At 40.7% G+C, this 12,222-nt stretch carries 10 protein-coding genes; 4 read left to right on the plus strand and 6 right to left on the minus strand.

The window, feature by feature from the left end:
* Positions 1-39: 39 nt before the first annotated feature.
* The 3 genes from ACFOSV_RS16155 (at position 40) to ACFOSV_RS16165 (ending at position 4,014) form a co-directional block, all read left to right on the plus strand.
* A complete protein-coding gene (locus ACFOSV_RS16155; protein WP_377907316.1) occupies positions 40-1,587 on the plus strand; it encodes an amidohydrolase family protein in 1,548 nt (515 codons plus the stop codon).
* Between the two features lie 40 nt (positions 1,588-1,627).
* Positions 1,628-2,953, plus strand: coding sequence for a DcaP family trimeric outer membrane transporter (locus ACFOSV_RS16160; RefSeq protein WP_377907080.1), 1,326 nt, complete (start codon positions 1,628-1,630; stop codon positions 2,951-2,953).
* A 230-nt stretch (positions 2,954-3,183) separates the two neighbouring features.
* The gene (locus ACFOSV_RS16165) at positions 3,184-4,014 is read left to right on the plus strand and encodes a hypothetical protein (protein ID WP_377907081.1); all 831 of its coding nucleotides are present in this window, start codon (positions 3,184-3,186) and stop codon (positions 4,012-4,014) included.
* A gap of 460 nt (positions 4,015-4,474) precedes the next feature.
* Here ACFOSV_RS16165 and ACFOSV_RS16170 read toward each other — a convergent pair whose 3' ends face one another.
* From ACFOSV_RS16170 to ACFOSV_RS16185, 4 genes are all read right to left on the minus strand, one after another.
* Positions 4,475-5,134: a hypothetical protein gene (locus ACFOSV_RS16170; protein ID WP_377907082.1), complete on the minus strand. Its 660-nt coding sequence runs from the start codon at positions 5,132-5,134 to the stop codon at positions 4,475-4,477.
* A gap of 237 nt (positions 5,135-5,371) precedes the next feature.
* Positions 5,372-7,978: an FtsX-like permease family protein gene (locus ACFOSV_RS16175; RefSeq protein WP_377907083.1), complete on the minus strand. Its 2,607-nt coding sequence runs from the start codon at positions 7,976-7,978 to the stop codon at positions 5,372-5,374.
* Entirely contained in the window at positions 7,968-8,309 is a 342-nt protein-coding gene (locus ACFOSV_RS16180) for a PadR family transcriptional regulator (RefSeq protein WP_377907085.1), read from the minus strand. The genes ACFOSV_RS16175 and ACFOSV_RS16180 overlap by 11 nt, the downstream gene beginning before the upstream one ends.
* A 213-nt stretch (positions 8,310-8,522) precedes the next feature.
* A complete protein-coding gene (locus ACFOSV_RS16185) occupies positions 8,523-9,305 on the minus strand; it encodes a bestrophin-like domain (protein ID WP_377907086.1) in 783 nt (260 codons plus the stop codon).
* Between the two features lie 284 nt (positions 9,306-9,589).
* Between ACFOSV_RS16185 and ACFOSV_RS16190 the strand changes: the two genes are divergently transcribed.
* Positions 9,590-10,174, plus strand: coding sequence for a DUF4136 domain-containing protein (locus ACFOSV_RS16190; RefSeq protein WP_377907087.1), 585 nt, complete (start codon positions 9,590-9,592; stop codon positions 10,172-10,174).
* A 29-nt stretch (positions 10,175-10,203) separates the two neighbouring features.
* Here ACFOSV_RS16190 and ACFOSV_RS16195 read toward each other — a convergent pair whose 3' ends face one another.
* Positions 10,204-11,559, minus strand: a complete 1,356-nt coding sequence (locus ACFOSV_RS16195; protein WP_377907088.1) for a TolC family protein — start codon at positions 11,557-11,559, stop codon at positions 10,204-10,206.
* Entirely contained in the window at positions 11,537-12,220 is a 684-nt protein-coding gene (locus ACFOSV_RS16200) for an ABC transporter ATP-binding protein (protein WP_377907089.1), read from the minus strand. The genes ACFOSV_RS16195 and ACFOSV_RS16200 overlap by 23 nt, the downstream gene beginning before the upstream one ends.
* Between the last annotated feature and the right edge of the window lie 2 nt (positions 12,221-12,222).

Raw genomic sequence — 12,222 nt, forward strand, 5'->3', positions numbered from 1 at the left:
ACACTTAAGCAAAGGAAGCTTGTAAGGCTGTGGACATTGATGTCTCTGGCTCTGGCATTTTTGATCACTTGTAATTTCACTTATGGGCAATCAACGAAAAAGAATGAAGCAAAGGTTCAATTTGACCTGGTTATTAAAAATGGTCGGGTCATGGATCCGGAGACCGGTTTTGATAAAGTGGCTAACGTGGGAATTAACAACGGTTTCGTTACCAGGATCACCACCGATGAGATTGCCGGAACGCGTACAATCGATGCCAGTGGCCATGTGGTGGCACCCGGGTTTATCGACTATCATTCGCATGCCCAGGAGCCTTATGGACATAAGCTCTACGTTCGGGACGGTGTAACGACGCCGCTTGATCTGGAGGTGGGTGCCTTCCCAGTGAATGAGTTCTATGAGTTCTGGGAAGGAAAATCTTTTGTTAATTATGGCACGAATGTAGCTCATGTTGGAGCACGATTGTCTGTACTTGACGGTCAGGAGCCTGATGGAAGAGTACTGTACAGTGCCGCAATGGGCAGGGCCATGAACGATGGATCTCAGTTTAAAACAAAATTATACGATCCAAAAGATGAAAAGGCTATCGTCGATGCTGTTGAAAGGGAAATCAAGCAGGGAGCACTTGGTGTTGCCTATCCCATAGGCTATTACACAGTGGTGGGCAGCCCTGAAGTCAATGCCGTTACCGCCCTGGCCGGTAAGTACAATTTACCAATTACTACACATGTGCGCTATCTCTCTCAGATACCACCTAGCGGCTATATGGGAATTACCGAAATGCTCACCATCGCCCGGCAGAACAATGCTGCGGTGCTTTTTCATCACGTACAGAGCAATTGCCTGGGCTTAACTGGGCCCTGTCTAGATTTGATTGATGCTGCCCGTGCACAGGGTCAGAAAGTGGTCGGCGAGTTTTATCCGTATCAGTATGCCGGAACCTATGTAGATGCTGATTATAACCGGCCTGGTTTTGAACAACGCATGGGTATACAGGCATCAGATTATGTTATTACTGCTACAGGTGAACATCTTACACCGAAGAAATTGGACAGCCTGCGGACTGCAGCTCCGGGAACCAACTTACTCATGTACACCATGAAGGAAGAATACATCATGGAAGCATTTAAGAGGCCGGGTACTATTGTCGGTTCGGATGGGATGCCCTGGATAGTTGAAGGGGATGAGGGAGGCTTTAATGCGACATTTGACACTCCATATGGTGCCGGAAACGGCCATGCCCGAGGATCAGGTACCCATGCACGCATCCTTCGAATGGTACGTGAAACTAAAGCCATTTCTTTGATGGAAGCTATTTCAAAGATGACCTATGGCCCGGCTTCCTTTTTAGAGGATCATGTGCCACAAATGAAGATTCGGGGTCGCATCCAGGAAGGTTCAGCTGCGGATATCACCATTTTTGACCCGAAGACGGTTACTGATAATGCTACCCCTACGATTGGTGAGAATTCATTGCCTTCAACAGGTATTCCCTATGTAATTGTAAATGGTATTATCGTAGTCGATGATTCTAAGGTTCAGAATGTAGCAGCCGGAGTGGCGATCAGGAACAAGACAATTGAATAGATCTGGTGTTTTCTTGCTCAAATTTGTAAAACTAAGAACCATGAAATATATACAAGTCAAAATTAGATTTCTAACCGCGTTTTTGTTCTTAGGAGTCTGCATTTCATCACATGCGCAGGACGCTCAGACCAAGAGTTTGAATAATACGGCCCGGCCTGATACCATTCAGGCAGGTTTGCAGGGTTCGGTGAATCCGATGAATGCCAACGAACAAATTCTTACCGGGAAGCAATTATTAGATGAATCGTTTCCCAATTCAATTCCAATCTTTGGCTCTGATACCCGTTTCAAAATTGGTGGCTATGTAAAAGCTGACTTTATCCATGATTTCGACTATGTTGGAGATCGCTATGAATTCGAACTAGGAAGTATTGCGGTCGATGGATCACCTCAGAGGGAGCTTGGAGGAATTACAACCTTTCACGGCAAAGAGACACGGTTTAACTTTGATTTTAGATCAAAAGCCAAATGGAAGAATGGCAAGGAATTCCCTATGAAAGTTTTTATTGAAGCGGATTTTTTCAATGATGCTGAAAATTTGCGATTTAATTTAAGGTTGCGTCAGGCCTATGGTGTTATTGGTCGTATACTCATCGGTAGGACCTGGACTACCTCTGGAGATCTTTCGGCCATTCCCAGTTTAATTGATTTTTCAGGTGGGGATGCGTTATACGGCGGTCGAGCAGTGCAAATTCGCTGGCAAGATAAATTCGGAAAGGGTTCATCCTATGCTGTCGCACTTGAGGATCCAGGAGGCCAGATAGATAATCCAAATAACCTCGAAGGAGCATTTAGACCTCAAATGCCCAATCTTGCAGCAATGGTTAGGCATCGTTGGACTAAAGGATCTTCAATACAATTGGGGCTAGATTTATTTTCTTTGAACTGGAGGGGCCCTAATACAGTGCCTAATGTGTCTTCCCTTGGCTATGCGATTACTGTTACAAGTCGAATAATCTTAGACGTAAAGAATTACCACGATTCTTTCACATGGGGTGGAGGATTTGGCGAGGGCCAGGCTCATAAAATCATAGCTTTATCATGGGATGGAAAAGCATCAGGGGTTGTTGATAATACTGGTTTGAGAAATGCTCCAGGCTGGTTTGCCTACGCTGGTTATAATCACTACTGGACCCCGAAGCTGAACTCAAATCTTGCCACCTACTGGTGTGGCACTGAATTGACCAATATCCAGTCCGACAACACCATAGCCAGAGCCGGAACAGTTCATGCAAACCTCATTTATTTCCCCTATAAAAAAGCCTCTGTAGGTTTTGAATACATGTGGGGACTGAGAGAAAATAAGGATGGTACTCAAGGGAATGCAAATAGGATTCAATTTATGGCGAAATTTCTATTTAATTAAAATGGCCTCTCCGATTTAACTCTTGATAAATGAAACCGATAAGAAGATAGTGCTGCTTTTAATTTTGCGAAAATCTTTCAGGCACATATTCTGGCGCATTTGAAATATCCTATGATGCGGGTTTTAAAGTAGTATATATGTTTTTTAACGAACTTTTATTTAGAAAGGGCAAAAGATCTCGCACAATTCAATGCTAAGTGGATCAATTCAATTTTAAGAAAAGACTAATTATGAGTTCCAAGATTGCCATATTTCTCATATCGATGCTGCTATTAACCGGTAAGACTCTTGCGCAAAATGATAATTATTTGATCGAAGATAGCGTCATCCAGGTGAGTGCCAAAGATAAGGTGGTCTGGGATCTCTCCTTTACCTTCAAAACTATGAATGTGTTTCGTGGGTTATTGCCTTCCAGAGCACCGGCTTTTTCTACGCTTGGAGGTATCAAAGCGGGAAACTTTGTCCTAGGCTTCTACGGTGGTGCTTCAACCAATGGTGGTTACACAGAAACGGACCTGATCCTTATGTATTACCGTCCCAGATTCAATATTCGGGCTGATTGGTATTACAACTTCACCGAAGGAATCACTAACATTCCAACCCCTTCAGGATTCTTTGATTTCAACCCAGAAAAAACCCGTGGATTGCTGGACTTCATGGCAGAAGTAAGCCTTTCCAAGAATTTCATACTAAAATCATCCACTTTTCTTTTTGGTCGCGACCGCGGTGTGTTGCCGGAAGATGAGGAGGACGGAATTGAGCTAAGAAGAGGGGATCAACGGTATTCTCAATATGTTAAATTGAGCTATTTGACGAAGCTTAACAAGGCCAAATTACTGGTTCATGCCGGCTATTCATATAGTTGGACGAACTTCTCCGGCCCAACTTTTTATGCTGACAAGGCGGGATTCAACGATATAGGGATATCGATAACCAGAAACATAATTGAAACAAGTACGGTAAATATCCCTTTCAAAGCTTCATTAACGATTAATCCATTAACCAATAATATTTACTTAGTTGGGACGATTTCAGTAATAGAATTATCAAAACTAAATTAAGTTACTGACTATTTATACATAAAAGACAACAATTATTTAATTTCCTCAATTAAATAATTGGATAAAAATAATTGTAACTATCTAAATGTAGAATTAAAAGGTTTTTTTCGATAAAAATTATTTATAAATAATGTTTGGTCTAGTCTTAAGCTCTCATTTTGAAAAAAAATGCAATGAATTTAAAATGACTCTAAAGAAATCGAATTTATGTTTAATATCTATACATCCTTGGTAAATTATCTCATTGAATAATAATCAGATGGTCCCTGGTTCGAGCCCAGGTGGTCCCACAAAGCCATTCGTTAATTCGGATGGCTTTTTTTGTTCTAAAACGCAACATTCAAATATCCTGATTTGCGAGGTAGGTAAATAGGTTTTAGTTGAAAAAATCTAACAACCTCTGGGCACAAAAAAACCTGAAGCATTAACGCTCCAGGTTTTTTCTATTTTGTCCAATAGATTAATATTTGATTTCGCCTCGAATGGTGCTTTCACCTGAACCATTCGTAGGGTCAAAGAAACCAACTACTGTCCCTTCTCCAGTAGCACCTTCAAACTTACCTGTACCTCCTACAATTTCCACCTCTGCTTGGAAATTAAATTTTGTTTCAGATTCAGGAGTAACAACATTATTAATGTTTTTAAACCAAACTGAATTACCCTTTCCATCTGTTGTCACTGAACTCACAATATCAGGAATTTCTGTTATACCTAGGTCGGATAACTCATCTGAAAAAAATTGAGTGACTGGTGCACCTACAGTCTCTAGTCCGTTTTCACCGAGCTGTGAAACTTGATTCAAGAAGGTCATAGCTTTTCCCATATGAGTGGAGTTTCCTACACCTACACCTGGAAAAAATGCTGGAATCGTTTGGGGTGAAACTGGAACATCATTTGCGTCTACTTGTCTTAACTGATTAGAAAATCTCTCAAAGTAAGCTCTTTCGACTCGATCTCCCTTTCTCAGGTTTTCTCCTCCACTTGTTTCGGAATTTAAAATCTCCAAAGAAGTATTCTCTTCTTCGACTAAGATAGGCTCAGTTTCTGACACGCATGAAGCAAAAGCAATCATGGAAGCCGCAACAATCAGCAGTTTGGGTTTAAGTAATAATTTTTTCATTTGCATTTTTTTAAGGATGGATAGTTTCTTTAAATAGGTAAGAGATCAAATATTTTTTGAAAAAAATTTTTCAAAAAATAATTTCTCCACCTATTATTTGACTTTCATACCAATAAAAATGCCAAACATCATAATTTCCTGAAATAGTATTATCAGGAGATGATTATAACTTAAGCAAGACTTTCTCTTAGGAATCAAAAAAAGCGCTTCTGATTGAGACTGAATTTCAGAAACCTTCTACTCAGTTTTCAAAACCTTTGCCGGATTAGTGTTCAAGACTTTCCAAATTTGACTTCCCACAGTGAGGAATATCACCACTAATAAGAATAGCAAACTTATCCCTATGGATAATATTCCAACACCAGAGTGAAACGCAAAAAAGCTATTCAAGAAGAGATTTATGACAAAATAGGACAGCCCTCCACCGAGTAAACTCGCTATCATCCACATGATCAAATAACGTCTCATGAGTCCGAATGATAATTGCTCCTGACTAGCACCAAAAACCTTCCTTAGACTAAAATCCTTTAATCTTGAAGACATATTTAAGGAAACTAGCCCATAAAGCCCCATAGCAGAAAGCAAAACAGCTAATACAGCCGCAAATAAAAGTATCTTTTGTACACCCTTGGTGTCCTTTTGCTCTAGATCAAAGACATCAGCCTGAAGTAGTCCTTCAAAAATTTCTCTAGGGAAACTTTCTCTCCAGTTCTTTTTTACCAGATCCATAGCAGATACAGCGGTCCCGGGACTCATCTTTAAAGTGAGATAATTAAAAGTACTATCCTCACTAGCGCGAATAATGGTGGGGACGATGGGACGCTGAAAATAGACCGAATGAAAATCCTCGACGATGCCAATTATTCGATATTCTGAAGAATCTATCGAGAATGAGGCGTCCACTGGCCACGTCAATCCTAAATCTTCCATAAACTCATTGTTAACCAGAATTGCCTCCGTTCGATCACTGATTTTCTCGGGATCAGGAAGTCTACCCAGCTTCAATTTCATATCCAACACTGAGGAATAATTTGCCTCTGCTTCCAAATAGTCCACCGTATATTTTTGATCTTGAAAGACCACCTCACGTTCCGCTGGAAAGCTCCCTACATAACCATGACTCCCACTTATCTCCTCTACACTCGCCATGGACAGTAACTTGTCTTTTAGCGTAAAATATTCCTCCCGGTTGGGGACATTTACGATGATTTTATCTGTCTTATCATACCCCCAGTCACGGTTTCCATTGATATGATTTGTTTGCACAAAGGCCACCCCTGCCACTATGCCAATGATAGCTAAGACAAACTGAAAAGTAAGTAGAAAACTAGTGAGCATACTTTTACTACCTATCTTCTGATTCCCTTTTAGAATGCTGATCGGCTCAAATGAAGAGATAAATAAGGCTGGATATAAACCTGACACCAAAGTAATAAAGACCACCAACCCGATCAAAAATGTCCAAATATATGGGTTGTGAAGCAGATCTAGACTTAAGCTTTTGTTGGCAATTTGATTGAATCCTGGAAGGAGAATAAAGAAAGCTAAGCAACAACCAAGCACCACCGCCAAAAGGCAAACCAATAAATTCTCACTGAGAAATTGAGCGATCAATTGACCTCTCTTTCCTCCGATTACTTTTCTCACACCTATTTCCTTTAGGCGCCTAGAGGCCATGAGAATGGAAATATTGATATAATTAAAGACTGCAAGAATTAGGATAAATAAACTGATAGCCCCCAGTAGGATCTGTGGTCCCAAACCCAAAAAATCACGGACACCACGCTCTATTTTTCCTATCTGATAAACCAAGTCAGTGTATGGAAGCAAGTCTAAGCTTAGGTAAGGCTTGTCTGGATTGATTTGATTTTGATTTTCCTTTAGGCTGTGCAGCCCCGCTTTCAGCTGGCTTGGATCTACACCCTTCTCCAGATGGACAAAAGTCCAAAGCTCAGCATTCCAAGCTTCCTGAAGTGGCAATTCATCACGAGAGGAACCAGTACTTTCAAAATTGACCAAAAGATCAAAGTTGAACATGCCCATGTCATTGAGCTTCTGCAGAACACCTCCGACTTTATATTGGACCTCTTTACCCTCGATCACTAAAGACAGCTCCTGACCGATGGGAGATACATCTCCAAAGAGCTTTTCTGCTAATTCATATGTCAAAATCACCTGATTGGGCTCTTGAAGAGCACCGGCATACCCGTGCTCCATACGGAAGCTAAACATCTCCATAAACCCGGGATCTACATAGATGACCCGCTGATAATAGCTATCCGTTTTGTGGATCAAAACGGGAAAGCCCTGACGAACTCGAGTATGTGATTTGATCTGTGAAAACTCCTGAGAAAGCAATTCTGCAATTGGCTCAGCGACGGTCCCATAAGTCACTTTCCCATCTTCCTCTTCCACAGTGTAGGTGAGTTGATAGATCTCATCTTTGTTGGGCTGTAGCATTCCTTTAAACCAAATCTGCTCAATGAATAAGTAGGCGACCAAACTACAAGCAACTGCAAGTGAAAGCCCAAAAACAGAAATAAAAGTAGTCAGCTTTTGCTTGAGGATATTTCTCCATCCGATTTTCAAATAACTCTTAATCATAGCTCCTGGATTTGAGGGGTATTCGTTGGTTTTAATTCGTTTGATATTACTCCATCTAAAAAAACTGAGCACATGAATCCAAAAGCGAAACCTAGCATAGGCTAAACCACGATCTTCCAGATTCAAGTAAAAAATCTCGTACGCATCTCCTTGGATCTGCTCCAGTTTGGTGGGAGCACAATAAAACTCCAAAAACCTATCTGCCCATTTAGGAGGGAAATGCTTGAATTTAGTATCCATATGTGAAGTCTAGGGCAAGTGGCGGTAGTTGGTCATAGAGCTTATTTCTAAGCTCCTTTATTTCGGTGATAGCAGACCTTCCTGTGCCAGATAACTTAAAAAGTCGCTTGCGCCTTCCTCCCCTTTCTTCTGTGGCACCACCCATTTGAGAAGTCAAAAACCCCTTATCTTCTAATCGATTCAAAACCGTGTGAATTGCGCTGATATTGACCTTGCGGCCAGTTTGCCGTTTTATTTCCTCCAAAACAGAAACCCCATAAGCCTCCTGATCCAAGATCCCTACCGTAAGCAAAATAAGCTCTTCCAACTCCCCTAAATGGTATCCTTTCATCTGAAATTGATTTATTCTACAAATATGAATGAAATATATATCTTTTATGTTTGTAGAACAAATACATACTGTAAATTTTGCTCACTGGGAAATCAAAATTTCTGATTTGTTCTTAAGCTCGCTTGTACAACCCAAGCGCTTTCTAAAAAAGATCTAATAGCACAGATAATTTTCAGCAGAGCATTGTTAGAACTAACCAGAAAGCTATAGGAATTACTCCCTGTTGTCTACTGCTTGCTTTAATATCAGGAAGGGTTCAGGTTGGATCTTCAAAGGTCCTTGAAAAGGTTCACTCAAAAGAATCATAAAGAAAATTACAGAAGAGATGAAACCACTGTATAAACCAAGAAAAAGTAAATTGAATTTATCAGGCTTATATATCCCAAAAATTATCATCATAACAAAAAGTCCTGCCAAAAGGATGTAGAAGACATAATTTCCCCGATTATTTGATTGGTAGACTCTCACTTGCATGTTATCCGAGAGTCCGTCCAGATCAGAGTATAGGTCTTGAACCAAGTATTTCTGTTTTTCTGTCGTAGGGGTCAAGTCATGAATTCCCTGATAAATCTTGCGAAATTCCCGCATCGTAGCTGTAGCAAAAGGATTACCGTCCGCTATAATGTAATCCTCATCCACCATCAAATTAACGTACGAGAGAATATTCTGATTTACTTGAGAAGCCTCTGGAGTATTATATTCCTCCAAATCCATATACATATCTACTATCCGAGAAGCCTCTCCAACGAGGGAATCCTTGATTTGGTAATAAATTATCCGATCATTTGCGAAGGTGAAAGACAGTATTAGAGCCAAAAGTCCAGCTGAATTCCTAAAAAGTACTCGTCCCGCACGTTCGTGTTCTTTCTTTAGATGGGCTGCCATGAGCCTGTGAGACCAGTAGTAAATCAATAAACTTGTACTCACTGCAATGGACACAAATAGCATCATCCCAAGGATGAGTGGCACTTCAAAGAAAAATTTGAATAATTCCATATGTCTTGTTCTAAATTAACCCCGTTGCCCTCTTTGTAAGAACTATATTCATTAGAGAGTACTAGCTTGAATTTTAATAAAAAAAGGTAACACTCCAAACTGGAACTTATCGAATGATTTCTTTTTTCTGTTTTCAACCAGTTGATAAATGATTATGGTCAACTGGTTTACAATTCTTATAAGGTGGACGATCTGATTTGCGCTTGTTTCTTTTATGGATTAACTTACCTCAAATATTTATAACTGAGGGAATTAGCGATTGTCCACTTTAAATATCATTTCATATGAAAAGAAATTTACTCGTTGTGATTGGCTTGGGGCTTTTAATTTCTTCATGCTTTTCCCAAAAAGACTACGTGACGGAATATGATTACAATTACCAAGGCACTTTTAAAAATTACAAAACATTCGCATTCGTCAGACCTGATGTGGAAGACACCTTATTAGTCACACCTATCATGACATCGACCATTGGTGCCAGACTCGGATCCCAAGGCTTCCGAGAGTTCACAAATAATCCAGACATGCTGGTGAGCTATAAGATTTTTTTGGATTCAATCAGATATCGGGGTTATGTACAGCCAGAGTTGGATTATTGGCTTCAGCGCACTGGATATACTTACAGAGATGAAAATGGGGATTTGAAGAAAGAGCAAGAAAAAGATGAAACTTACAATCAAGTAAAATACAGTCAAAACAACGGAATGCTTGTTATTTATGTGATTGACAATAAGGGTGGAAATACCATTTGGCAAGGATATACAGCCGCTGCATTTGATCCCGGATCTCCTGATTTTCAGGCTGACTTAACTCGAGCGGCTTATCGAGTCATGAATGAGTTTAAAATTGTCAATAAAACCCAAGACTAAAAAAGGGAAGCTAATTAGCTTCCCTTTTCTCATTTTAAGCCCATTGGATTGAGCGTTCCAAGCGCATGTCGCATAATCACCTCTTGGAAATACAGGGTATAAATTGCTTGAGCCAGATCTCCTTTGGCACGTACCAATTGCTGATTGGCAGTTGACAAATCGACGAAATTCGAAAGTCCAAGTCTAAATCGCTCCGCTACTGCTAGTTGAGCCTCCTCAGCTGCCAAGACTTGGACTCGAGTGTTTTTCTCTTTGCGTATAGCCGCTTGATAGTTTTGATTTGCCAGGCGCACATCTTGGTAAATACTTCTGTCCAAAGACTTTTTCTGGAGTTCTTGATTCATCAAAGCTACCTTGGCTCTGCTCACATCCACTCTGGTTCGAAAATTATTAAAAATTGGAATTTGAAGATTTAAACCCAAGTTATTCTGTGGGTAGATCGTCAACAACTGCTCTTGGATAGAGCGATCGTCTAGAGAAGTAAAGAAGGTGGTGTAGTTGTAAAAGGCAGAAAGTCTCGGATAATACATTGCCTTAATGGCCTTCAAATCCTTACGCGTTGAATTCATCAACATATCTTGCTGCTGTATATCAGCACGGTTCTCTAGAGCTATTTCATAAAGCTCATCCACAGGCATTCCTTCGAAAATCAATGCGTCTATTTCTGGGCTCACTTGAGTCAAACCTGGAATTACCCCAGGCTCCAACTGAAGATATTCTCCTAGGTCCCAAAGATCATTTTCATATTGGATCTCAGCATCTACCACAGTGGATTCAACTCGAGCCACCTCAGATTGCTGATTGTATTGGTCTGAAAGGGTTCTCAAGCCTGCATCCACAAAACCCGTAATCTGCTCAAGTAGTTGTTGTTGATTATTGAGGTTTTCTTGAGCTATGCGCAAAAGCTCTTGATCTAAGAGCACTTGCAGATACAAACGTGCTACATCAAAGACAACCTGTTGAGCTGCTCTCTCCAGACCCATTTCTCCCGCCTCAAATGCCAGCTTTGCAGATTGAGTGTCAAATATTCTTCTACCCGAGTTAAAGACAGGCATGTCCACATTCAATCCTGAAGAAATAATCTCGTTGGTCACATTTGTAACCACAATTTCTCCTTCGATCTGTTGAAATTGCTGTCCAGACTGTCTTGCAAAAGTAGTCCCAAGATTAACCGCCGGAAAGTGAGAGGCGAAGGCAGATTGCTTCTCCTTCTTCAATACTTCCATTTGGTTGGATTGAATTTGATAATCCAGATTGGCGCCAAGAGCTATTTCTACAGCCTCTGAGAAATCCATTCGCAAGGTATCCTGAGCCCAAACTTGGCTACTGAAAATTCCTAGAAAGAGGAGGGCAAGGCAAAATCTATCCATGAATAATTTTCTCATCTGTCGTTACTTTTCCATCTACAAGATTGATCAGGCGTGTCCCGTAATCCGCATTTTCTCTGGCATGAGTGGCTTGAATAATGGTGGTCCCTTCCTTATGAAGTTCTTGAAAAACCTCCATAATTTCTTTGGCTTGGCCGGAGTGCAAATTCCCTGTAGGCTCATCAGCGAGCAAAACCTTAGGCTTGCCGGCAATCGCCCGCGCAATTCCTACCAATTGTTGCTGACCTCCAGAAAGCTGGGCGGGAAAAAGATCCTTTTTTGCCACCATATTGAATCGATCAAGCAATTCAGCGATGATGCTTTTACGCTCCGAAGAGGGCACTTTTCTATATAAAAGCGGAGTTTCGATGTTTTCAAAAACTGTCAATTCATCGATCAAGTGGTACGCCTGAAAAATGTAGCCAAACTCACTTTTATGCAAAGCAGATCGCTCCCGCTCTCGCATAGCTCGAATGCTCCGATCTCCGAAAAGGTAGTCGCCTTGATAATCTTCATCAAGTAGACCCAAAATATTGAGTAAGGTGGATTTTCCGGCTCCACTAGGCCCCATCAAGGTGATGAATTCTCCTTCATTAATTTGGAGGTTAATCCCCTTGAGGATGAAAATTCGTTGAAATCTCGATTCGATAAATTTATCGATCTCTTTTAGTTCTATCATTC

This window comes from Algoriphagus namhaensis (assembly GCF_042649705.1).
GTDB lineage: Bacteria > Bacteroidota > Bacteroidia > Cytophagales > Cyclobacteriaceae > Algoriphagus > Algoriphagus namhaensis.

Excerpts from the sequence above, each read along its gene's own strand:
- ACFOSV_RS16155 (WP_377907316.1), top strand. The coding sequence starts at position 40 with ATGTCTCTGGCTCTGGCATTTTTGATCACTTGTAATTTCACTTATGGG.
- ACFOSV_RS16160 (WP_377907080.1), top strand. The coding sequence starts at position 1,628 with ATGAAATATATACAAGTCAAAATTAGATTTCTAACCGCGTTTTTGTTC.
- ACFOSV_RS16165 (WP_377907081.1), top strand. The coding sequence starts at position 3,184 with ATGAGTTCCAAGATTGCCATATTTCTCATATCGATGCTGCTATTAACC.
- ACFOSV_RS16170 (WP_377907082.1), bottom strand. The coding sequence starts at position 5,134 with ATGAAAAAATTATTACTTAAACCCAAACTGCTGATTGTTGCGGCTTCC.
- ACFOSV_RS16175 (WP_377907083.1), bottom strand. The coding sequence starts at position 7,978 with ATGGATACTAAATTCAAGCATTTCCCTCCTAAATGGGCAGATAGGTTT.
- ACFOSV_RS16180 (WP_377907085.1), bottom strand. The coding sequence starts at position 8,309 with ATGAAAGGATACCATTTAGGGGAGTTGGAAGAGCTTATTTTGCTTACG.
- ACFOSV_RS16185 (WP_377907086.1), bottom strand. The coding sequence starts at position 9,305 with ATGGAATTATTCAAATTTTTCTTTGAAGTGCCACTCATCCTTGGGATG.
- ACFOSV_RS16190 (WP_377907087.1), top strand. The coding sequence starts at position 9,590 with ATGAAAAGAAATTTACTCGTTGTGATTGGCTTGGGGCTTTTAATTTCT.
- ACFOSV_RS16195 (WP_377907088.1), bottom strand. The coding sequence starts at position 11,559 with ATGAGAAAATTATTCATGGATAGATTTTGCCTTGCCCTCCTCTTTCTA.
- ACFOSV_RS16200 (WP_377907089.1), bottom strand. The coding sequence starts at position 12,220 with ATGATAGAACTAAAAGAGATCGATAAATTTATCGAATCGAGATTTCAA.